Here is a 21,020-nt window from a genome sequence, read left to right on the forward strand (position 1 = left end):
GATGGAATCAGGCGAGGGGTTTAGGCTCGTGCTCTTTTTCCAGGGCTTGCTCGTGTTGCTCTACCGCTTCCTGTACGGAACGCGGTGCTTCGTCGATCGCGGATTCAACCGGCTCGGCAGGGACTTCAGCGGCCGGGGCAGGGGCTGCCTCGACGACTTCAGCAACAACCGGTGCTGGCTCGGCAGCGGCTGGAGCAGCAGCGGCAGCCAGTTCGGCTTCCTTCTGCAGACGCTCGGCTTCACGCTTGCGACGACGTACTTCACGCGGGTCGTTCGGTGCGCGGCCACTTGGGGTCAGAGCGCTGACAGGAGCGGCTTCGACCACAGGTGCAGCTTCGGCAACCACCGGCGCTTCAAGCAGCGGAGCAGGCTCGGCAGCCGCAACCACTGGCTCGGAGGCCATGGTTTCAGCCGCTGGGGCTTCAGCAACCGGAGCCTCGGCGACTGGCGCTGGAGCTTCGACGGCTACAGGTGGCTCGGCAACCCAGTTGAACGTGGTTTGTTCTTCACGAACTTCGCGAACTTCACGTGCCGGTTCAGCCACTGGTGCTTCAACGACAGGTTCTGCGGCAACCACTGGTTCGGCGGCAGCCTGTACTTCAGGCTGTGTTTCACGAACCGGCGCCACTTCGATTTCCGGAGCGGCGGTGACGGCTACCGGCGTGGTCGCTTCAACCACTGGTGCTTCAACCGGAGCGGTTTCCAGGGTGGCGGCGGTAGCACGTTCGGCTTGCTCGTTGGCTTGTGCTTCGGCAGGCGCGCTGATCACGGTGCTGGCAACGGCAGCGGTAACCGCCAGGCCGGCGGCCAGATCGGCAGCGCTTGGCGCTTCGGCGTTTTCAGCCGATTCGGATTCTTCCGAACCTTCGATCACATTGCCATTGGCATCGCGCTGACGCTCACGACGGTTGCTGCGACGACGCTGGCCACGGGAACGGCGGCGTGGACGATCACCTTCGGCGACTTCCTGACCGTCTTCCTGCAGTTGCTCTTCGTTGGTTGGCAGCTCTTCTTCGGCAACGGCGGCAGCGGCTTGCTCGGTGCGTGGTTGACGTTCTTCACGCGGTGGGCGTGGAGCGCGTTCTTCGCGTGGCTGACGGGCCGGACGCTCTTCAGCGGTGGCAGCGGCGGCCGGAGCGGCATCCAGAGGCTCACGCAGTTCACGAACCGGACGTTCTTCACGCTCGCCACGTGGCTTGCGATCTTCACGCGGTGCGCGCGGTGCGCGTTCTTCACGAGGGGCACGTGGAGCGCGTTCTTCGCGAGCGACTACCGGCGTTTCTTCGCGAACTTCGCGTGGTTGACGCTCTTCGCGTGGCTCACGTGGTGCGCGCTCTTCACGCGGTGCACGTTCCTCACGAGGCTTGCGCTCTTCATCGCGGCGACCGTTACGGTTGCGGCTCTGCTGACGACCGTTGCGACGCTCTTCGTTGCGGGCAGGGCGCTCGGTGGTCGCTGGTTTTTCAACCACAACCGGAGCAGCAGGCTCTTCCTTGGTCGCGAACAGACTGATCAGCGACTTCACCAGGCCCTTGAACAGGCTTGGCTCAGGCGCGGCAACTGGCGCAGCCACTGGAGCGGCGACGACTTCGGTCGGAACCGGAGCGTTGGCGCGGGCTGGTGCAGTCTTGACCGCGGCTTCCTGGCGAACCAGGGTGCGGGTCGCAGCGGCTGGCTGGACTTCTTCGACTTCGGCAGCGGCAGCAGCGATTTCGTAGCTGGACTGATTGATGCTGGCTTCCGGGCTGTCATCGCGCAGACGCTGAACTTCGAAGTGCGGCGTTTCGAGGTGATCGTTCGGCAGAATGACGATGCGGGCGCGGGTGCGCAGTTCGATCTTGGTGATCGAGTTGCGTTTTTCGTTGAGCAGGAACGCCGCCACCGGGATCGGCACTTGTGCGCGAACTTCGGCGGTGCGGTCTTTCAGGGCTTCTTCTTCGATCAGGCGCAGGATCGCCAGCGACAGCGATTCAACGTCACGGATGATGCCGGTGCCGTTGCAACGCGGGCAAACGATGCCGCTGCTTTCGCCCAGCGATGGACGCAGGCGCTGACGGGACATTTCCAGCAGGCCGAAGCGCGAGATGCGACCGACTTGCACGCGGGCGCGGTCGGCTTCCAGGCATTCGCGGACTTTCTCTTCCACGGCGCGCTGGTTCTTGGCAGGGGTCATGTCGATGAAGTCGATGACGATCAGGCCGCCGATGTCGCGCAAGCGCAACTGACGGGCGATTTCTTCGGCGGCTTCAAGGTTGGTCTGCAGAGCGGTTTCTTCGATGTCGCTGCCTTTGGTGGCGCGTGCCGAGTTGATGTCGATGGACACCAGGGCTTCGGTCGGATCGATGACGATGGAGCCGCCGGAAGGCAGTTCGACGACGCGCTGGAAGGCGGTTTCGATCTGGCTTTCGATCTGGAAGCGGTTGAACAGCGGAACGCTGTCTTCGTACAGCTTGATCTTGCTGGCGTACTGCGGCATCACCTGGCGAATGAAGGTCAGGGCTTCGTCCTGGGCTTCAACGCTGTCGATCAGCACTTCGCCGATGTCCTGGCGCAGGTAATCGCGGATGGCGCGGATGATCACGTTGCTTTCCTGGTAGATCAGGAACGGCGCGGCGCGGTCCAGCGAGGCTTCTTTGATGGCGGTCCAGAGTTGCAGCAGGTAGTCGAGGTCCCACTGCATTTCTTCGCTGCTGCGGCCAAGGCCGGCAGTGCGAACGATCAGGCCCATGTCGGCCGGGGCAACCAGGCCGTTGAGGGCTTCACGCAGTTCGTTGCGCTCTTCACCCTCGATGCGACGGGAGATACCGCCGGCACGCGGGTTGTTCGGCATCAGGACCAGGTAACGACCGGCCAGGCTGATGAAGGTGGTCAGGGCGGCGCCCTTGTTGCCACGTTCTTCTTTTTCGACTTGAACGATGACTTCCTGGCCTTCGCTCAGGACGTCCTTGATGTTGACGCGGCCTTCGGGGGCTTTCTTGAAGTATTCGCGGGAGATTTCTTTGAGGGGCAGGAAGCCGTGGCGCTCAGAGCCGAAATCGACAAAGGCAGCCTCAAGGCTTGGTTCGATGCGAGTAATCCGGCCTTTATAGATGTTGGCCTTCTTCTGCTCGCGTGCACCGGATTCGATGTCCAGGTCGTAGAGGCGTTGGCCATCTACCAGTGCAACACGCAACTCTTCAGGTTGAGTCGCGTTAATCAGCATTCTTTTCATGTAGTACCGTCGGTTTCCGGGCTGCCGGAAACGGCGTTCGGCACACACGACTTCTCACGGTCGGTGTCAGGTGCGTCGGGAGTGGTTGGCCATTCCCGTGTCCAGCGATGTCCGACCAATTGGGCCGGTATCGCGACGTACGCGTCCTGCTTGCTGTGGCTACTTAAGCACTCAGTCAGGAGGAGGAATCAACCGGCGGCTGTGGACGAGATGAAGCGTCTTGATAAAGCCTATTGCTACACAGTCCAGCGGTTGTGCATCTCCACCCTACACGTATCCCTGATAATTCGGGTGCTGCCGCGCGCAGAATCCGCAGCGGGTTGGCATTTACCGTGAGCTCCGAAAGGGGAGGTCACGCATCATGGCTAATTTAGGCGTTGTTTCCGAAGCGTTCGCTCGGGGTCGTTTGCAGCTGACTGCACTTTGTGAACTGGCCGTGAATATTTGCTCGGAAGGCGAGTGAAAACTCTGCTTTGCGGCATGATTCAGGCCTTATGTCACCTGCGCTTGTTACAACTGCAAACTCTGCCGTTACGTAGCGAAAGCCCCGTAGGACGGCCTCTCGTCCTCGTGAATTGCGTTGGTCAGGGCCGGTTTTTGACCGTTAGTCCGCTGTCCAGGCCACTTTTGGCGGCGTTCGCGACTATAGCAGCAATGATTAAGTGCTTCAATTCCATAAAAAATTGTTATCATCCGCACCATGACGACTACTGCCCCTTCGACCCCAGGCGTACAACTGCTTGAGGTCTCGCCGGAATATGCCGGCCAACGTATTGATAACTTCCTTCTCGCTCGGCTCAAAGGCGTGCCCAAGACCTTGATTTACCGCATTTTGCGTAAAGGCGAAGTGCGGGTGAACAAAGGTCGGATCAAGCCCGAATACAAGCTGCAGGCGGGCGACATCGTGCGCGTGCCGCCGGTTCGCGTGCCCGAACGCGACGAGCCCGTGCCGCTGGCGCAGGGGCTGCTGCAGCGGCTCGAGGCCTCGATTGTCTACGAAGACAAGGCGCTGATCGTGATCAACAAGCCCGCTGGCATTGCGGTTCACGGCGGCAGCGGCTTGAATTACGGCGTCATCGAAGCCTTTCGTCAGTTACGCCCTGATGCAAAAGAGCTCGAGTTGGTTCACCGCCTCGACCGGGACACGTCCGGCCTGCTGATGATCGCCAAAAAGCGCAGCATGTTGCGTCACTTGCACGCCGCATTGCGTGGTGATGGCGTCGACAAGCGCTATATGGCGCTGGTGCGCGGCAACTGGGCGACCTCGATCAAGCAAGTCCGTGCGCCGTTGCAAAAGAGCAATCTGCGCTCCGGCGAGCGCATGGTCGAAGTCGACGAAGAGGGCAAGGAGGCGCTGACCGTGTTCAAGGTGCTGCGCCGCTTCGGTGACTTTGCCACCATGGTCGAAGCCAAGCCGATCACCGGTCGCACTCACCAGATTCGCGTCCATACTTTGCATGCCGGGCATTGCATCGCCGGCGACACCAAGTACGGCGATGAAGATTTCAGCAAGGAAATTCGTGACCTGGGCGGCAAGCGTCTATTCCTGCATGCCTACATGCTGACCGTGCCGCTGCCTGATGGCGGTGAGCTGAAGTTGCAGGCGCCGGTCGACGAAATGTGGGCCAAAACCGTGGAGCGATTGAGTGCGCCCATCTGATTACAAGCTGCTGATTTTCGATTGGGACGGTACGCTCGCAGACTCCATTGGTCGGATTGTCGAGGCGATGCACGTGGCGTCCAGGCGCTCCGGCTTCCCGTTGCGCGATGATTTTGCGGTCAAAGGCATCATCGGTCTCGGGTTGCCGGAAGCGATTCGGACCTTGTATCCCGAGATCGGCGATGGCGAGCTGATGGCTTTCCGTGACTATTATGCGGAGCACTACATCGCGGCGGAGGCTGTTCCTTCGCCGTTGTTCGAGGGCGTGCTCGAGTCGATGGAAGCGTTTCGTGCTGACGGCTATCACCTGGCGGTCGCCACTGGCAAGGCTCGGCGCGGGCTGGACCGGGTGCTGAAAGCTCACGGCTGGGAAGATTATTTTGATGTCACTCGCGCAGCCGATGAAACCGCCAGCAAGCCCCATCCGCTGATGCTCGAGCAGATCCTCGCCCATTGTGAGGTTCGTCCGGAGCAAGCGCTGATGGTCGGGGATTCGTCCTTCGATCTGCAGATGGCGCGCAATGCCGGCATGGATTCGGTGGCAGTCAGTTATGGCGCTCAATCGATTGAGGCGTTGCAGCGGTTCGAACCACGGCTGTCCATTGATCGTTTTTCAGAATTGCGCGCCTGGCTGAATCAGCCGGCTTAACGGTTTTTTGCAGGGGTAAATGTCATGACCGACGAATGGAAAGCGCCCGCCAAGGCGAGTGTAGAGAGCGGTGACGAGAAAAGCTGGAAGCTGCTGGAAACGACCCTGCTCGCCAGTGTGCAGGAGCATCGCCGGTCCCGTCGCTGGGGGATTTTCTTCAAGCTGCTGACCTTTGCATATCTGTTGCTTGCGTTGTTCTTGTTCTCGCCGCTGATGGATATGGAAAAAAGCGCCACTCGTGGTTCCGGTTACACGGCGCTGATCGATATAACCGGCATGATCGCCGACAAAGAGCCGGCGAGTGCAGATAATATCGTCAGCAGTCTGCGTAAAGCCTTCGAGGATACCAAGGTCAAGGGTGTGATCCTGCGAATCAACAGTCCGGGCGGCAGTCCGGTGCAGTCGGGTTATGTTTACGACGAGATCCGTCGTTTGCGCGGCCTGCATCCGGATATCAAGGTTTACGCGGTGATCTCGGATCTGGGGGCTTCCGGTGCCTATTACATTGCCAGTGCGGCAGATCAGATCTATGCCGACAAGGCGAGCCTTGTGGGTTCCATTGGTGTGACCGCGGCCGGTTATGGTTTTGTCGGCACCATGGAAAAACTGGGTGTCGAGCGTCGTACCTACACCTCTGGCGAGCACAAATCATTCCTCGATCCGTTCCAGCCGCAGAAGCCTGAAGAAACTCAGTTCTGGCAGGGTGTGCTCGACACCACTCATCAGCAGTTCATCAGTAGCGTCAAGAAGGGGCGTGGCGATCGTCTCAAGGACAAAGATCATCCGGAGCTGTTCTCCGGGCTGGTCTGGTCAGGTGAGCAGGCGCTGCCGCTGGGCTTGATTGATGGTCTGGGCAGTGCCAGTTCGGTGGCTCGTGACGTGATTGGCGAGAAAGAGCTGGTGGACTTCACTATCGAGGAGTCGCCGTTTGATCGCTTCTCGAAAAAGCTCGGTGCCAGCGTGGCTGAGCATTTGGCGATGTGGATGGGCTTCCAGGGGCCGGCGTTGCGCTGATCGTTGGCTGCATAAGAAGCCGGCCTGCGTGGCCGGTTTTTTGTGCGCGCGCAGTCGGTTCAGGGTATTTGCACGCCTTCAGCCAGCAACATGTCCACCAGGCGAATCAGTGGCAGGCCGATCAGGCTGGTGGCGTCAGGGCCTTCGGTGCTTTGAAACAGGCTCACACCCAATCCTTCAGCCTTGAAGCTGCCAGCGCAGTCGTAGGGCTGTTCGGCGTGCAGGTAGCGTTCGATGCGTGCTGCGTCGAGTGCGCGCATGTGCACGGTAAACGGCACGCAGTCGACCTGGCAGTGGCCGGTCTGACTGTTGAGCAATGCCAGGCCGGTGAGGAATGTCACGCTGGCACCGCTGGACGCCAGTAGTTGTTCGCGGGCCTTTTCGAAGGTGTGAGGCTTGCCGATAATCCGTTCACCCAGTACCGCGACCTGGTCCGAGCCGATGATCAGGTGGGCGGGATGGCTGGCTGCAAGTGCCCGGGCTTTTTCTTCGGCGAGGCGCTTTACCAGTTCTATGGCTGACTCGTCCGGGCGATGGCTTTCGTCGATATCCGGCGAGCGGCAAGTAAACGGCAACTGCAGGCGAGCCAGCAATTCCCGGCGATAAACCGAGCTTGAAGCGAGTAATAAAGGCAGCATGCGCATCTCCAAAGGGCAAGGGGCGAATTCTAGCGCAGGCTCAAGTGACGGGCAGGGCTGAATTTCCTTTGACATGGCTGGGGGCATCCCTATAATGCTGCGCCTATGTTGAATGACCCGATTCCACCTCACGTTGACCCGCGCAAATTGGCTGACCGTGGCACCACCCTTCAAGGTGAAATGCTGCTGGCCGATTTGGAGAGACTCTGCGACCCGCTTTCCGACAATGTCGGTACGGTGCAGGCTAAATTCGTTTTTGAACGAGATGAACGTAAGTCTGTGGTAATCCACAGCTTTATCGACACCGAAGTCAAAATGGTTTGCCAGCGTTGTCTTGAGCTGGTCACCCTGCCGATCCATAGCGAATGCAGTTATGCTGTGGTGAAGGAGGGTGCGAATACCCAGTCGTTGCCGAAAGGTTATGACGTGCTGGAACTGGGCGAAGATCCATTGGATCTGCAGTCACTGATCGAGGAGGAGCTTCTGCTCGCCTTGCCCATTGTGCCTGCTCATCATCCGGAAGAATGCCAGCAGCCGGCGGGAGCAGATGAGCCCGAACCGAGCGAGGACGAGGTAACGCGGTCCAACCCGTTCAGTGTATTGGCGCAGTTAAAGCGTGACCCAAACGTTTAGGAGTTAATCAATTATGGCTGTTCAGCAGAACAAAAAATCCCGCTCTGCCCGTGACATGCGTCGTTCGCACGATGCTCTCGAGGCTAGCACCCTGTCTGTAGAAAAAACCACCGGTGAAGTTCACCTGCGTCACCACGTATCGCCAGAAGGCGTATACCGTGGCCGTAAAGTGATCGACAAGGGCGCTGACGAGTAATCCTTGTCCGCTCAAGTCATCGCGATTGACGCAATGGGCGGGGACTTCGGTCCCCGCAGCATTGTTCAGGCCAGCCTTGCTTGTCTGTCAGCTACGCCCTCGCTGCACCTGACCCTTGTCGGTCAACCCTCCCTACTTGAAGAATTGATCGCTGGCCAATCGGCTGTGGATCGCTCGCGCCTGTCGATTGTGCCGGCGTCCGAAGTCATCACCATGGACGAAAAGCCTGCCCAGGCCCTGCGCGGCAAGCCTGATTCGTCGATGCGCGTGGCGTTGGAGTTGTTGCGTGATGGCAAGGTCCAGGCGTGCGTCAGTGCCGGCAATACCGGTGCGCTGATGGCGTTGTCGCGGTTTGTGCTCAAAACCTTGCCGGGGATCGACCGGCCAGCCATGGTCGCCGCCATTCCGACCGAGAAAGGTTTCTGTCAGTTGCTCGATCTGGGCGCCAATGTCGATTGCAGTGCCGAGCATCTGTTGCAGTTTGCGGTGATGGGGTCTGTGGCGGCGCAAGCCCTGGGCGTCGTGCGTCCACGGGTCGCGTTGCTGAATATCGGCACTGAAGACATCAAGGGCAATCAGCAAGTCAAGCTGGCGGCGACCCTGCTGCAAAATGCGCGTGGCCTGAACTACATCGGGTTTGTCGAGGGCGACGGTTTGTACCGTGGCGAGGCGGATGTGGTGGTGTGTGACGGCTTTGTCGGCAATATCCTGCTCAAGTCCAGCGAAGGCCTGGCGACCATGATCGCCGGGCGCATCGAGGCCCAGTTCAAGAAAAATTTCGCGTCGAAACTGGTAGGCGCACTGGCGCTGCCGCTGATGAAACGCTTGCAGGCCGAGTTGGCGCCGGCACGCCATAACGGCGCAAGTTTCCTCGGTTTGCAGGGAATTGTCGTGAAAAGTCATGGTTCGGCGGGGGTTCAGGGCTTCCAGAGTGCGATTCAGCGCGCCTTGATCGAGATCCAGGAAAACTTGCCGGAACGTCTTCATGGGCGCCTGGAAGATTTGTTGCCTTAGGCGTTTTCGTCAGACAATGCTTAAATGTGACCGCTCAGTTCAATGAGTCATCCAACTGTCAGTTTCTTGCGTTCCCCTGGCGGGACGTCAATTCTCCGACGACAAGATCATTAGGGGCTTGTTACATGTCTGCTTCCCTCGCATTCGTCTTTCCAGGACAGGGTTCGCAGTCCCTCGGCATGCTGGCCGAGTTGGGCGCGCAACACCCGGTGGTCCTTGAAACATTCAAAGAAGCTTCCGATGCTCTGGGTTACGACCTGTGGGCGCTGACCCAGCAAGGGCCGGAAGAACTACTCAATCAAACCGATAAAACCCAACCGGCCATTCTGACCGCCTCGATCGCCTTGTGGCGTCTGTGGCTGGCTGAAGGCGGCGCGCGTCCGGCTTACGTTGCCGGTCACAGCCTGGGTGAATACAGCGCTCTGGTGGCTGCGGGCAGCCTGAGCTTGGGCGCCGCGGTGAAGCTGGTAGAGCGTCGCGGTCAATTGATGCAGGAAGCCGTTCCGGCCGGGCAGGGCGGCATGGCCGCTATCCTCGGTCTGGACGATGCTGACGTGCTGGCAGCCTGCGCCGAAGCGGCGCAAGGTGAAGTGGTCAGCGCAGTCAACTTCAACTCGCCGGGCCAGGTAGTGATTGCCGGCGCCAAGGCTGCGGTCGAACGCGCCATCGAAGGCTGCAAGGCGCGTGGTGCCAAGCGCGCCATGCCGTTGCCGGTCAGCGTGCCGTCCCACTGCGAGTTGATGCGTCCGGCGGCCGAGCGATTCGCCGAGTCGATCGCGGCGATCGACTGGCAGGCGCCGCAGATTCCGGTAGTGCAGAACGTCAGTGCCGACGTACCAGCCGATCTGGAAACCCTCAAGCGCGATCTGCTTGAGCAGCTTTACAAGCCTGTGCGCTGGGTCGAATCGGTCCAGGCACTGGCTGCCAAGGGTGCGACCCAACTGGTCGAGTGCGGTCCGGGCAAGGTCCTGGCCGGTCTGAACAAACGTTGCGCTGAAGGCGTGTCGACCTCTAACCTCAATACCCCAGATGCTTTCGCTGCCGCCCGTGCAGCGCTGGTCTGATCAAGGAGAAGCTTGCATGAGTCTGCAAGGTAAAGTTGCACTGGTCACCGGTGCCAGCCGTGGTATCGGCCAGGCTATCGCTCTGGAGCTGGGTCGTCAGGGTGCCATCGTTGTCGGCACTGCGACCTCCGCATCGGGTGCCGAGCGTATCGCCGCCACTCTGAAAGAAAACGGTATTCAGGGCACTGGTCTGGAACTCAATGTCACCAGCGACGAGTCCGTAGCGGCCGTGCTGGCGAGCATTCAGGAGCAGTTCGGTGCGCCGGCGATCCTGGTCAATAATGCCGGTATCACCCGCGATAACCTGATGATGCGCATGAAAGATGACGAATGGCATGACGTTGTCGACACCAACTTGAACAGTCTGTTCCGCCTGTCCAAGGGCGTTTTGCGCGGTATGACCAAAGCCCGTTGGGGACGAATTATCAGTATTGGCTCGGTTGTGGGTGCCATGGGCAACGCAGGCCAAGTAAACTACGCAGCCGCGAAGGCTGGTCTGGAAGGTTTCAGCCGTGCGCTGGCGCGTGAAGTCGGTTCGCGTTCGATTACGGTAAACTCGGTGGCCCCAGGGTTCATCGACACCGATATGACCCGCGAACTGCCCGAGGCGCAGCGTGAAGCCTTGCAGACGCAAATTCCGCTGGGTCGTCTGGGGCAAGCTCAAGAGATCGCGTCTGTGGTCGCTTTTCTTGCGTCCGACGGTGCGGCTTACGTTACTGGGGCTACAATCCCGGTGAACGGCGGGATGTACATGAGTTAAATGTGACGGATTGCTTCAAAAAAATGTCATACGAGCTGTCTAAAATCCGTTATAAAGCTGCAATCTATTTTATCGGCAGAGGGCCGCAGGGTTTGAGGAGTGAAGCTTTCAGTTGAAAAACTGAAAAGTCTTTCTATACACTTACCCACTGGCCAGCTGCCTGAATTTGTCCATTAGGAGTGAAAACAAGGTATGAGCACCATCGAAGAGCGCGTCAAGAAAATCGTTGCTGAGCAACTGGGCGTTAAAGAAGAAGAAGTGACCAACACCGCTTCCTTCGTTGAAGACCTGGGTGCCGACTCCCTTGACACCGTTGAGCTGGTGATGGCTCTGGAAGAGGAATTCGAGACCGAAATCCCTGACGAAGAAGCTGAGAAGATCACTACTGTACAAGCAGCAATCGACTACGTTACCAGCCATCAGGCGTAATAGTTTTTAGTCGTCGCTCGCTGTCATGGAAAAACCGCACTGCCATCATGGCGTGCGGTTTTTTCTTTAGGCCTTGTGCGAAGTCGTCATTTGAAAAAAGGAGAGTGCTGTGTCGCGTAGACGCGTCGTAGTCACCGGTATGGGTATGTTGTCGCCACTGGGCACGGATGTGCCGAGCAGCTGGCAGGGCATTCTGGCTGGCCGCAGTGGCATTGGTCTGATCGAACACACCGACCTTTCTGCCTATTCCACCCGCTTTGGCGGTTCGGTAAAGGGCTTCAATGTCGAGGAATACTTGTCGGTCAAGGAAGCCCGCAAACTCGACCTGTTCATTCAATACGGTCTGGCTGCAGGTTTTCAAGCCGTGCGTAACGCAGGTCTTGAGGTTACCGACGCCAATCGCGAGCGTATCGGCGTGGCCATGGGGTCGGGTATTGGCGGTCTGACCAATATCGAAGACACCAGCCGCACACTGCATGATTCCGGCCCACGGCGGATTTCTCCGTTTTTCGTGCCTGGCTCGATCATCAATATGATTTCCGGTTTCCTGTCCATTCACTTGGGTGCACAGGGACCTAACTACGCCATCGCCACGGCGTGTACCACCGGTACGCACTGCATCGGCATGGCGGCACGTAACATCATGTACGACGAAGCCGACGTAATGATCGCCGGTGGCGCCGAGATGGCCGCGTGTGGTCTGGGCATGGGCGGCTTTGGTGCCTCCCGCGCACTGTCGACCCGCAACGACGAGCCGACCCGTGCCAGCCGTCCATGGGACAAGGGTCGTGATGGCTTCGTGCTGTCCGACGGTGCCGGCGCACTGGTTCTCGAAGAGCTGGAGCACGCCAAGGCCCGTGGTGCGACCATTTACGCCGAGCTGATCGGTTTCGGCACCAGTGGCGATGCCTACCACATGACCTCGCCACCGGCCGATGGCGCGGGTGCTGCGCGTTGCATCACCAATGCCTTGCGCGATGCGAAGATCAATGGCGATCAGGTGCAGTACATCAATGCCCACGGCACCTCAACCTCGGCTGGCGATCTCGCCGAAGCCTGTGCGATCAAATCGGTGTTCGGCGATCACGCCTACAAACTGGCCGTCAGTTCGACCAAGTCCATGACCGGTCACCTGCTGGGTGCCGCAGGGGCGGTCGAGGCGATTTTCAGCGTACTGGCAATCAACAGTCAGGTAGCCCCGCCGACCATCAACCTCGATGAGCCGGACGAAGGCTGCGACCTTGACTTCGTTCCCCACACCGCGCGCGGCATGGATATCGACGTGGTGCTGTCCAACTCCTTCGGATTTGGCGGTACCAATGGCTCGCTGGTGTTCCGCCGGTTCGCTGACTGATGGACAGCTGGGTCGACGGTCAACCGGCTGACGCTTTGTCGCTGAAAGATCGCGGCCTGGCTTACGGCGATGGCCTGTTCGAGACCATCGCCGTCAAGGGCGGGCAGCCGTTATTGCTGGATCGACATTTGTCGCGTCTGGCCGAAGGCTGTTCGCGCCTGGCGATTGCCGCCGATCATGAGCTGATCCGCGCGGAGCTGCTGGCCTATGCCGCCGCGCTGGGCGAGGGCGTGCTCAAACTCATTCTCACCCGCGGCGACAGCCTGCGCGGTTACGCCCCCGATCCTTCGGCCCAGGCCCGGCGCATTCTGCAAGGCAATCCTCCCGCTGCCTATCCGACTGTGTATGCGAAGCAAGGTGTGCGCCTGTTCCCTTGTACAACACGGCTTTCCAGGCAGCCATTGCTTGCCGGCCTCAAGCACCTGAATCGTCTGGAGCAGGTTATCGCCCGTTCCGAATGGCAGGACACCGAGCATGCCGAAGGCTTGATGCTGGATCAGGTCGGGAGGGTGATCGAAGGTGTGTTCAGTAATCTGTTCCTGGTGCGCGATGGCGTGCTGGTGACCGCCGATCTCAAACGTTGTGGCGTGGCAGGCGTAATGCGTGCCGAATTATTGTTTCAAGCCGAGTCATTGGGGATCCCCACACAAATCACCGACATTACCCTCGAACAGCTGCAATGGGCTGATGAGGTCTTTGTCTGCAACAGCGTTTATGGCGTTTGGCCGGTGCGCGCCTATGCCGCACTGAGCTGGCCGGTTGGGCCGCTCACCCGTAAACTCCAAACCATTGCCCGTGCGCTACTGGATGCTTGATTCGTGAGACGTAAATTATTGCTGCTGCTGGAAACCGGACTGGTTCTGGCGGGGCTGTTGGCGGGCGCTTGCGCCTGGAAAATCCATTCGGCGCTGGAACAGCCGCTGAACATCGCCCAGGAAAAACTCTTGGAAGTGCCCAAAGGCACTACGCCGAACCGCACTTTCATTCGACTTGAAGCCGATGGCGTCATCAAGGACGCTTTCTGGCTGCGTGTGTACTGGCGCTTCAACCTGGCGGGCCAACCGCTGCACAGCGGCGAATACCGCATGGTTCCCGGCATGACAGTCGAAGGGCTGATCGACCTGTGGAAGCGCGGGGAAATGGTTCAGTACAGCCTGACGCTGGTCGAAGGCTGGAATTTCCATCAGGTCCGCGCCGCCCTGGCCAAGGATGAAAAGCTCGAACAGACCCTCAATGGTTTGAGTGACAGTCAGGTGATGGACAAGCTCGGGCACGGCGGGATTTTCCCGGAAGGGCGCTTCTTCCCCGACACGTACCGTTTCGTGCGTGGCATGACTGACGTCGATCTGCTCAAGAAAGCTTACGACCGCCTTGACGAAGTCCTCGCCATGGAATGGAGTCAGCGTGCTGCCGACGTGCCCTACACCGAACCCTATCAGGCGCTGATCATGGCCTCGCTGGTGGAAAAGGAAACCGGTGTGCCGCAGGAGCGCAGGCAAATCGCCGGCGTGTTCGTGCGGCGCATGGAGATGGGCATGTTGCTGCAGACCGATCCGACGGTGATCTACGGCTTGGGCGATCGCTATAACGGCAAGTTGACCCGCGCCCATCTCAAGGAGCCGACGCCGTATAACACTTACCTGATCGCTGGCCTGCCGCCGACTCCGATCGCGATGGTCGGCCGCGAGGCGATCCATGCGGCGTTGAATCCGGCGGACGGCAACAGCCTGTATTTTGTTGCGCGCGGTGATGGCAGCCACGTGTTCTCCGATGATCTGGACGCCCATAACAATGCGGTGCGGGAGTTCCAGCTCAATCGCCGTGCCGATTACCGCTCCAGCCCGGCACCGACTACCACGCCGCTGACGGAAGGTGCCCAGGCGCCGACCCCGGCGGCTTCGCCTGATACGGCGGCCGAAGACGTGCCACAAGTAGCGCCGCAAGACTCTGCACAAGAGCCTGCGCCAGCACCCGAGCGGGATGCTCCGGCGCCGCAAAGCCCGCAATGACTCTGATTAAGGACTGCCTGTGACTGGCTTGTTTATTACCCTGGAAGGCCCGGAAGGTGCCGGCAAGAGCACCAATCGCGAATACCTGGCCGAGCGTCTGCGCGCCGCCGGGATCGAGGTGGTGTTGACCCGGGAGCCGGGCGGCACGCCCTTGGCCGAGCGGATTCGCGACGTATTGTTGGCGCCGGTCGATGAGGTCATGAACCCTGACACCGAGCTGCTGTTGGTGTTCGCCGCGCGAGCCCAGCACCTGGCCGAGGTGATCCGCCCGGCGCTGGCCCGTGGCGCGGTGGTTCTGTGTGATCGTTTTACCGATTCGACCTATGCCTACCAGGGCGGTGGTCGCGGTTTGTCGCTGGAGCGCATCGCGACCCTCGAAACGTTCGTCCAGGGCGATCTGCGCCCGGACTTGACGCTGATCTTCGATCTGCCGGTGGAAGTGGGCCTGGCCCGCGCCAGCGCCCGCGGTCGCCTGGACCGCTTCGAGCTTGAAGGCCGTACGTTCTTCGATGCCGTGCGCAGTGCCTTCCTCGAGCGCGCCAAAGCGGATCCTGCGCGTTATGTCCTGGTGGATGCCGCTCAACCGCTGGCGCAGGTTCAGCAGTTTCTGGATGCCTTGCTGCCACGTCTGCTGGAGTTGACCCGTGGCTGAAGCTTATCCGTGGCAGGACAGTCTCTGGCAGCAATTGGCCGGTCGTGCCCAGCACGCCCATGCCTATTTGCTGCATGGCCCGGCCGGGATCGGCAAGCGTGCGCTGGCCGAGCGGTTGATGGCCAGTTTGTTGTGCCAGCATCCGACCGCCCAAGGCGCCTGCGGTGAGTGCAAATCCTGCCTGCTGCTCAAGGCCGGTAGTCATCCCGACAACTACGTCCTGGAACCGGAAGAGGCAGACAAGGCGATCAAGGTCGATCAGGTGCGTGACCTGGTCAGCTTCGTGGTTCAGACCTCGCAGATGGGCGGTCGCAAGGTGGTGCTGATCGAGCCGGTCGAGTCGATGAACATCAACGCCGCCAACGCCTTGCTCAAAAGCCTTGAAGAGCCGTCCGGCGACACCGTATTGCTGCTGGTCAGCCACCAGACCAGCCGTCTGCTGCCGACTATCAAGAGCCGTTGCGTACAGCAGGCCTGTCCATTGCCGAGCGAAGCCATGAGCCTGGCGTGGCTGGCCAAGACGTTGCCGGACTGCTCGGAAGACGAGCGCATTGAACTGTTGACCCTTGCTGCCGGTTCGCCATTGGCCGCGGTCAAATTGCAGGCTCAGGGCGTGCGCGAGCAGCGGGCGCTGGTGGTCGAGGGTGTGAAGAAGTTGCTCAAGCAGCAGCAATCGCCGACGCAACTGGCCGAGGAATGGAAAACCATTCCCATGTTGCTGCTGTTCGACTGGTTCTGCGACTGGTCGAGCCTGATCCTGCGTTATCAGTTGACTCAGGATGAAGCGGGGCTGGGGCTGGCGGACATGCGCAAGGTGATTCAATACCTGGCGCAGAAAGCCGCTCAGGATAAAGTCCTGAATATTCAGGACTGGATTCTCGCCCAGCGGCAGAAAGTGATGAGCAAGGCCAACCTCAATCCGGCGCTGTTGCTGGAGGCGCTGTTGGTGCAATGGGTATCCTTGCCTGCCCAGAGGTGACTAGACTCTGATCATCAGAAATGGAGGTCAGCATGAACGAACCCATCAGTCCGGGCCCGCGCAATGGCATTTTGTCCTTGACCATCAAGGACAGGTCCGTGCTCTACGCGGCCTACATGCCATTCATCAAGAACGGTGGCCTGTTTATCCCGACCAACAAGAGCTACAGGTTGGGCGATGAGGTCTTCATGCTGCTGCACCTGATGGACGAACCGGAAAAGATCCCGGTCGCCGGCAAGGTCACCTGGATTACCCCCAAAGGTGCCCAGGGCAACCGCGCCGCAGGAGTCGGCGTGCAATTCAACGAAGGCGACGACACCGCGCGCAGTCGAATCGAAACCCATCTGGCCGGAGCCCTGAAGTCCGACCGTCCCACTCATACGATGTAAGTTGCAGCCCTTTTATGCTTGTAGATTCCCATTGCCACCTTGATCGCCTCGATCTCACCGCCCACAACGGCTCCCTGGATGCCGCGCTCGACGCGGCTCGTCAGAGGGGAGTAGGGCACTTTCTGTGCATTGGCGTCAGCGCCGATAACGCCGCCGACGTCAAGGCGTTGGCCGAACGTTACGACGACGTCGATTGTTCGGTCGGCGTGCATCCGCTGGACGTGCAGCCGGGTGCCGCTCCGGCGCTGGATTGGCTGTTGCGCGAACTCAATCATCCGCGGGTGGTGGCGATCGGGGAAACCGGCCTGGATTACCACTACGAACCTGAAGCGGCAGAGTTGCAGCAGGAGTCGTTCCGCCTGCACCTGCAAGCGGCGCAACAGACCGGCAAGCCGGTAATCATCCACACCCGTGGCGCCCGGGCCGACACCCTTGAACTGCTGCGTGAGGCGGCGCTGCCTCAAGCAGGCGTTCTGCATTGCTTCACCGAAGACTGGGAGATGGCCAAGGCCGCGCTGGATATGGGTTATTACATTTCCTTGTCCGGTATTGTCACTTTTCGCAATGCCGATGCCTTGCGCGATGTGGCCAGCAAAGTGCCGGCCGACCGCTTGCTGGTGGAAACCGATTCGCCGTACCTGGCGCCGATCCCGTATCGCGGCAAACCGAACCTGCCGCAGTACGTGCGTGAGGTAGCGGAATTTCTGGCAATGTTGCGAGGCGAGCCCTACGAGCGATTTGCCGAGCAGACTACCGAGAATTTCAAGCGGTTATTTCCGTTGGCGCACGTCAGGGCATCGGCGTAACGTTGGAAAAGGTCGCAACCTGTGGCGGGCTTTGCCCTCAAATTGCAGGCAAAAAAAACCCGGGTTCTGGGGGGTGAATCCGGGTTAAGACCATTAGGAGTAAAACAAAGGCACGCAATCCTTTGGTACCTTCATCGGCGCGACACTTGGGGGAGATGCCTCGCCGACAGTTGAAGTATTGATCAGTATCGCGCCGAGTCCAGTTTGGTTGGTCGGGTTTTTAAACAAATTTGGAATACGTGCGCTTCGGTTGAGTTCTCATCGACCGGCGAGGTCGCGTGAATTCATCAAGAAACACATATATGGTCGGATGATCCGTGCATTTTTGCGCAAGTTAGGCATAATACGCGGCTTCGAATTTTGACCCCTACAGACCTTTTCTTATGCATAAAGAACCTCGTAAGGTCCGTGAGTTTCGTCGCCGCGAGCAAGAAATTCTCGATACCGCGCTCAAGCTGTTCCTCGAACAAGGTGAAGACAGTGTCACCGTCGAGATGATTGCTGATGCCGTAGGTATCGGCAAAGGCACGATCTACAAGCACTTCAAATCCAAGGCGGAGATCTACCTGCGCCTGATGCTCGACTACGAGCGTGATTTGAACGAGCTGTTGCATTCCGCCGATGTCGATAAGGACAAGGAAGCCCTGTCCCGGGCCTACTTCGAATTCCGCATGCGCGATCCGCAACGCTATCGGTTGTTCGATCGCCTGGAAGAAAAGGTGGTCAAGGGCAACCAGGTACCGGAGATGGTCGAGGAACTGCACAAGATCCGCGCCTCGAACTTCGAACGCCTGACCCTGCTGATCAAGGGCCGGATCAGCGAAGGCAAGCTCGAAGACGTGCCGCCTTACTTCCATTACTGCGCAGCCTGGGCGCTGGTGCATGGCGCCGTGGCGCTGTATCACTCGCCGTTCTGGAGCAATGTGCTGGAAGATCAGGAAGGTTTCTTCCAGTTCCTGATGGACATCGGCGTGCGCATGGGCAACAAGCGCAAGCGCGATACCGACACTCCGAGCAGCTGAGCCATCCAGTTGTCTAATTGCGCCATGAGCCATGATTTAGCTACGTGGCGCAGTACCGCAGGAATATACTCAGGCATAGGGCTTGCTAAAACTTGATTTGTGAGTCAAGTTTTGCGCGTTCGAATCTTCTTTCGCCGGAGTGATCCATGATCGTTGACCGTCAAGGCAGGCGTTTTCGCAATTTGCGGATCAGTCTGACCTCCGCCTGCAACTACGCCTGTACCTACTGCGTGCCCAACGGCAAACGGCTGGTGGCTGCGCAGGATGAGTTGTCGGCCGAGGCGATGGCACGCGGCGTGGCCTATCTGATCGAAGCAGCCGGCATCGAGCGCCTGCGCATTACCGGTGGCGAGCCACTGGTCAGCCCCAAACTCGAAGCCTTCATGACCGCCGTCGGGCAGATGGGCCTGGAGGACATCAGCCTGACCACCAATGGCCAGTTGCTGGCGAAGAAGCTGCCACTGCTGGTGGATGCCGGCATTCGGCGCATCAACGTTTCCCTCGATACCTTGGACGCCGGGGCTTTCCGCAGCATTGCCCGCGGCGGCGATCTGGCGACCGTCCTCGACGGCATGGCCCAGGCCGCGGCAGCCGGCATGAAGATCAAGGTCAATATGGTGCCGCTGCGTGGGCAAAACCTCGATCAGGTGATGCCACTGCTCGATTACTGCCTGGAGCGCGGCTACGAGCTGCGCTTCATCGAGTTGATGCGCATGGGCCACCTGGCCAGCGATTCCAACGCCTTCCTGCAACAGTTCGTCAGCCTTCAGCAATTGCTGAGCCTGATCGGCGAACACTACGAATACCTGCAGGCCGACGCGCCGGTCGATGCCACGGCGGTGCGCTACGAGATTCCGGGGCAGGGCCACTTCGGCGTGATCGCCAACGAAAGCGTGCCGTTCTGCCGCACCTGCTCGCGGTTGCGCTTGTCGTCCACTGGCTGGCTGCATGGTTGCCTGTCATCGAGCAATCGCCACTATGTCGGCGATCTGCTCGACAAACCTCGTCACCAGGCACTGCCGGCGTTGCAGCGACTGCTGGTGAAGGCTCTGGGGGACAAGCAGGAAGTGGCGTTCTCCGGTGGCGCAACCATCATGAAAATCATCGGCGGCTGAGCCGACCCTGTGGCGAGGGAGCTTGCTCCCGCTGGGGCGCGAAGCGGCCCTAAAATTATCAAACGCCCCGCATTCCCTGGAACTTACGACTGCTGCGCAGCCGAACGGGAGCAAGCTCCCTCGCCACAGGTCTGTATTTTCAGACTGAAAATGCACATGACCTGAGCTGGCGCGGAAGCTGCATCCCTCGGCCATTCGCCGGTTTTCCGTCACCGGCTTCTGGAGGGTAGGATGCGTAGCCTGGTTTTGCTGCTGGCCGTTTTGGCGCTTGGTGGCTGCATGAATGTCAGCGATATGGCCGAAGGAACTCGCTACCACATGAGCGACGCGGGGCTGCTGGACCACAGCGACAGCCGTCGCGTGAATAACATCCGCATTCAGCCGGACTCCTTCATCTACATCGCCCAGGGCGCCTTCGCGCCGCCCGGCACTGCCTATCCGCGACCTAACGTGGTGGCCGAAGAAGCCTTCAACGGCTTTATCGAATATTTCCCGATGGTCCGTCGTGCCCGCGCGCCGGAAGGCCTCGACACCGCCATGGGCGAAGCCCGTGCCGCCGGTGCCCACTACCTGCTCTATACACGTTTTGCCAAGGCCGACGACCGCATCGGCAACACGGACGAATTGATCGATCAGGAACGCTCGGATCGCCTCGGGATCGACAGTGGCGTCATTCAGATCATGTTGATCGAGACCAGCACCCAGTATTTGATCGATACTGCACGTATCAAGAGTCGTGGCGGTTTACTGACGTTCCACGATAACAAGCCAGAAGATCTGCTGGGCCCGCCGCTGGAGCAATATGCTCGTAGCCTGCTGGGGATCAGCGACCAGTAATTCAAAGGAGAACGCCATGAGTGGCCCGCAAAAAGCCAATGACCTGTTGGGACAAATCCCCAAAACCAAAGGCTTGCCACCGGTCCACTTGTGGAACCCCGACTTCTGTGGCGACATCGACATGCGCATCGCCCGCGACGGCACCTGGTATTACCTCGGCACGCCGATCGGGCGCAAGCCGATGGTCAAGCTGTTCTCCACCATCATTCGCCGCGACGGCGATGATTACTTTCTGATTACTCCAGTCGAAAAGGTCGGCATCAAGGTCGACGACGCACCGTTCGTGGCGATAGCCGTGGAAGTCGAAGGCGAGGGTGAGGCTCAGGTCTTGCGCTTTACCACCAACGTCGATGAAACCACCGACGCCGGTGTCGAGCACCCAATGCGCGTGGTGATCGACCCGGTGACTCAGGAACCCGCCCCGTACGTGCATGTGCGCAGCAACCTTGAAGCGCTGATTCACCGCAATGTGTTCTACCAATTGGTAGAGCTGGCCGTGAGCCGTGAGATTGACGGGCAGAACTGGCTCGGTGTCTGGAGCGGTGGCGAGTTTTTCCCGATCGGACTTGAGCCGTAACGGGCTGAGCGC

General features: G+C 59.7%; 22 protein-coding genes. 20 read left to right on the forward strand and 2 right to left on the reverse strand.

The annotated features are described in order from the left end of the window. Window positions 1–7: 7 nt before the first annotated feature. Complete coding sequence (gene rne, locus AC1D2Q_RS13775) at window positions 8–3,211, reverse strand: ribonuclease E (RefSeq protein ID WP_477813518.1); 3,204 nt, start codon at window positions 3,209–3,211, stop codon at window positions 8–10. Window positions 3,212–3,911: 700 nt separating this feature from the next. Here rne and rluC point away from each other — a divergent pair. From rluC to sppA, 3 genes are read left to right on the forward strand one after another with little or no spacing between them, the layout of a single operon-like run. Then, on the forward strand, window positions 3,912–4,871 hold the full coding sequence (gene rluC / locus AC1D2Q_RS13780; RefSeq protein ID WP_007941997.1) for a 23S rRNA pseudouridine(955/2504/2580) synthase RluC: 960 nt from the start codon (window positions 3,912–3,914) through the stop codon (window positions 4,869–4,871). Next, window positions 4,858–5,520, forward strand: a complete 663-nt coding sequence (locus AC1D2Q_RS13785) for an HAD-IA family hydrolase (protein ID WP_477813519.1) — start codon at window positions 4,858–4,860, stop codon at window positions 5,518–5,520. Before rluC ends, AC1D2Q_RS13785 begins: the two co-directional genes overlap by 14 nt. A gap of 24 nt (window positions 5,521–5,544) precedes the next feature. Next, window positions 5,545–6,534: a signal peptide peptidase SppA gene (sppA, locus tag AC1D2Q_RS13790; RefSeq protein WP_477813520.1), complete on the forward strand. Its 990-nt coding sequence runs from the start codon at window positions 5,545–5,547 to the stop codon at window positions 6,532–6,534. Between the two features lie 59 nt (window positions 6,535–6,593). On the opposite strand, the gene AC1D2Q_RS13795 is transcribed toward sppA, so the two are convergent. Then, a complete protein-coding gene (locus tag AC1D2Q_RS13795) occupies window positions 6,594–7,172 on the reverse strand; it encodes a Maf family protein (RefSeq protein WP_477813521.1) in 579 nt (192 codons plus the stop codon). Between the two features lie 105 nt (window positions 7,173–7,277). Between AC1D2Q_RS13795 and AC1D2Q_RS13800 the strand changes: the two genes are divergently transcribed. From AC1D2Q_RS13800 to AC1D2Q_RS13880, 17 genes are all read left to right on the forward strand, one after another. Further along, complete coding sequence (locus tag AC1D2Q_RS13800; RefSeq protein WP_007942001.1) at window positions 7,278–7,805, forward strand: YceD family protein; 528 nt, start codon at window positions 7,278–7,280, stop codon at window positions 7,803–7,805. 13 nt (window positions 7,806–7,818) lie between these two features. Continuing rightward, on the forward strand, window positions 7,819–8,001 hold the full coding sequence (rpmF, locus tag AC1D2Q_RS13805; protein ID WP_003179396.1) for a 50S ribosomal protein L32: 183 nt from the start codon (window positions 7,819–7,821) through the stop codon (window positions 7,999–8,001). A 3-nt stretch (window positions 8,002–8,004) separates the two neighbouring features. After that, on the forward strand, window positions 8,005–9,015 hold the full coding sequence (gene plsX, locus AC1D2Q_RS13810) for a phosphate acyltransferase PlsX (RefSeq protein ID WP_081625794.1): 1,011 nt from the start codon (window positions 8,005–8,007) through the stop codon (window positions 9,013–9,015). 125 nt (window positions 9,016–9,140) lie between these two features. After that, complete coding sequence (gene fabD / locus AC1D2Q_RS13815) at window positions 9,141–10,079, forward strand: ACP S-malonyltransferase (RefSeq protein WP_026286430.1); 939 nt, start codon at window positions 9,141–9,143, stop codon at window positions 10,077–10,079. 16 nt (window positions 10,080–10,095) lie between these two features. Beyond that, window positions 10,096–10,839 carry a 3-oxoacyl-ACP reductase FabG gene (gene fabG, locus AC1D2Q_RS13820; protein ID WP_007942004.1) on the forward strand — a complete coding sequence of 248 codons (744 nt, stop codon included), beginning with the start codon at window positions 10,096–10,098 and terminating at the stop codon, window positions 10,837–10,839. A 192-nt stretch (window positions 10,840–11,031) separates the two neighbouring features. Beyond that, a complete protein-coding gene (gene acpP / locus AC1D2Q_RS13825; protein ID WP_010165887.1) occupies window positions 11,032–11,268 on the forward strand; it encodes an acyl carrier protein in 237 nt (78 codons plus the stop codon). A 109-nt stretch (window positions 11,269–11,377) separates the two neighbouring features. Then, window positions 11,378–12,622, forward strand: coding sequence for a beta-ketoacyl-ACP synthase II (fabF, locus tag AC1D2Q_RS13830; protein WP_007942005.1), 1,245 nt, complete (start codon window positions 11,378–11,380; stop codon window positions 12,620–12,622). Continuing rightward, window positions 12,622–13,437 carry an aminodeoxychorismate lyase gene (pabC, locus tag AC1D2Q_RS13835; protein WP_477813522.1) on the forward strand — a complete coding sequence of 272 codons (816 nt, stop codon included), beginning with the start codon at window positions 12,622–12,624 and terminating at the stop codon, window positions 13,435–13,437. The genes fabF and pabC overlap by 1 nt, the downstream gene beginning before the upstream one ends. Window positions 13,438–13,440: 3 nt before the next feature. Then, on the forward strand, window positions 13,441–14,631 hold the full coding sequence (mltG, locus tag AC1D2Q_RS13840; protein WP_477813523.1) for an endolytic transglycosylase MltG: 1,191 nt from the start codon (window positions 13,441–13,443) through the stop codon (window positions 14,629–14,631). 19 nt (window positions 14,632–14,650) lie between these two features. Further along, entirely contained in the window at window positions 14,651–15,283 is a 633-nt protein-coding gene (tmk, locus tag AC1D2Q_RS13845) for a dTMP kinase (RefSeq protein ID WP_477813524.1), read from the forward strand. After that, complete coding sequence (locus AC1D2Q_RS13850) at window positions 15,276–16,262, forward strand: DNA polymerase III subunit delta' (protein WP_477813525.1); 987 nt, start codon at window positions 15,276–15,278, stop codon at window positions 16,260–16,262. The genes tmk and AC1D2Q_RS13850 overlap by 8 nt, the downstream gene beginning before the upstream one ends. A gap of 32 nt (window positions 16,263–16,294) precedes the next feature. Beyond that, window positions 16,295–16,651, forward strand: coding sequence for a PilZ domain-containing protein (locus AC1D2Q_RS13855; protein WP_477813526.1), 357 nt, complete (start codon window positions 16,295–16,297; stop codon window positions 16,649–16,651). A gap of 14 nt (window positions 16,652–16,665) precedes the next feature. Continuing rightward, a complete protein-coding gene (locus tag AC1D2Q_RS13860) occupies window positions 16,666–17,457 on the forward strand; it encodes a TatD family hydrolase (protein WP_138867002.1) in 792 nt (263 codons plus the stop codon). 383 nt (window positions 17,458–17,840) lie between these two features. Then, window positions 17,841–18,479 (forward strand): TetR/AcrR family transcriptional regulator, encoded by a 639-nt coding sequence (locus AC1D2Q_RS13865; RefSeq protein ID WP_007942012.1) that lies wholly within the window; start codon window positions 17,841–17,843, stop codon window positions 18,477–18,479. Between the two features lie 146 nt (window positions 18,480–18,625). Next, on the forward strand, window positions 18,626–19,594 hold the full coding sequence (locus tag AC1D2Q_RS13870; RefSeq protein WP_477813527.1) for a GTP 3',8-cyclase MoaA: 969 nt from the start codon (window positions 18,626–18,628) through the stop codon (window positions 19,592–19,594). A gap of 231 nt (window positions 19,595–19,825) precedes the next feature. Further along, on the forward strand, window positions 19,826–20,431 hold the full coding sequence (locus AC1D2Q_RS13875; RefSeq protein WP_019582738.1) for a DUF4823 domain-containing protein: 606 nt from the start codon (window positions 19,826–19,828) through the stop codon (window positions 20,429–20,431). A gap of 16 nt (window positions 20,432–20,447) precedes the next feature. Next, complete coding sequence (locus AC1D2Q_RS13880) at window positions 20,448–21,008, forward strand: DUF1285 domain-containing protein (protein WP_477813528.1); 561 nt, start codon at window positions 20,448–20,450, stop codon at window positions 21,006–21,008. Window positions 21,009–21,020 lie beyond the last annotated feature (12 nt).

This window comes from Pseudomonas sp. P1_A1 (assembly GCF_056406935.1).

Coding starts and splice junctions, on each gene's coding strand:
- rluC (WP_007941997.1), top strand. CDS start 3,912: ATGACGACTACTGCCCCTTCGACCCCAGGCGTACAACTGCTTGAGGTC.
- fabD (WP_026286430.1), top strand. CDS start 9,141: ATGTCTGCTTCCCTCGCATTCGTCTTTCCAGGACAGGGTTCGCAGTCC.
- AC1D2Q_RS13870 (WP_477813527.1), top strand. CDS start 18,626: ATGATCGTTGACCGTCAAGGCAGGCGTTTTCGCAATTTGCGGATCAGT.
- pabC (WP_477813522.1), top strand. CDS start 12,622: ATGGACAGCTGGGTCGACGGTCAACCGGCTGACGCTTTGTCGCTGAAA.
- fabG (WP_007942004.1), top strand. CDS start 10,096: ATGAGTCTGCAAGGTAAAGTTGCACTGGTCACCGGTGCCAGCCGTGGT.
- AC1D2Q_RS13860 (WP_138867002.1), top strand. CDS start 16,666: ATGCTTGTAGATTCCCATTGCCACCTTGATCGCCTCGATCTCACCGCC.
- rpmF (WP_003179396.1), top strand. CDS start 7,819: ATGGCTGTTCAGCAGAACAAAAAATCCCGCTCTGCCCGTGACATGCGT.
- AC1D2Q_RS13875 (WP_019582738.1), top strand. CDS start 19,826: ATGCGTAGCCTGGTTTTGCTGCTGGCCGTTTTGGCGCTTGGTGGCTGC.
- AC1D2Q_RS13800 (WP_007942001.1), top strand. CDS start 7,278: ATGTTGAATGACCCGATTCCACCTCACGTTGACCCGCGCAAATTGGCT.
- AC1D2Q_RS13865 (WP_007942012.1), top strand. CDS start 17,841: ATGCATAAAGAACCTCGTAAGGTCCGTGAGTTTCGTCGCCGCGAGCAA.
- AC1D2Q_RS13855 (WP_477813526.1), top strand. CDS start 16,295: ATGAACGAACCCATCAGTCCGGGCCCGCGCAATGGCATTTTGTCCTTG.
- AC1D2Q_RS13880 (WP_477813528.1), top strand. CDS start 20,448: ATGAGTGGCCCGCAAAAAGCCAATGACCTGTTGGGACAAATCCCCAAA.
- AC1D2Q_RS13795 (WP_477813521.1), bottom strand. CDS start 7,172: ATGCTGCCTTTATTACTCGCTTCAAGCTCGGTTTATCGCCGGGAATTG.
- rne (WP_477813518.1), bottom strand. CDS start 3,211: ATGAAAAGAATGCTGATTAACGCGACTCAACCTGAAGAGTTGCGTGTT.
- sppA (WP_477813520.1), top strand. CDS start 5,545: ATGACCGACGAATGGAAAGCGCCCGCCAAGGCGAGTGTAGAGAGCGGT.
- acpP (WP_010165887.1), top strand. CDS start 11,032: ATGAGCACCATCGAAGAGCGCGTCAAGAAAATCGTTGCTGAGCAACTG.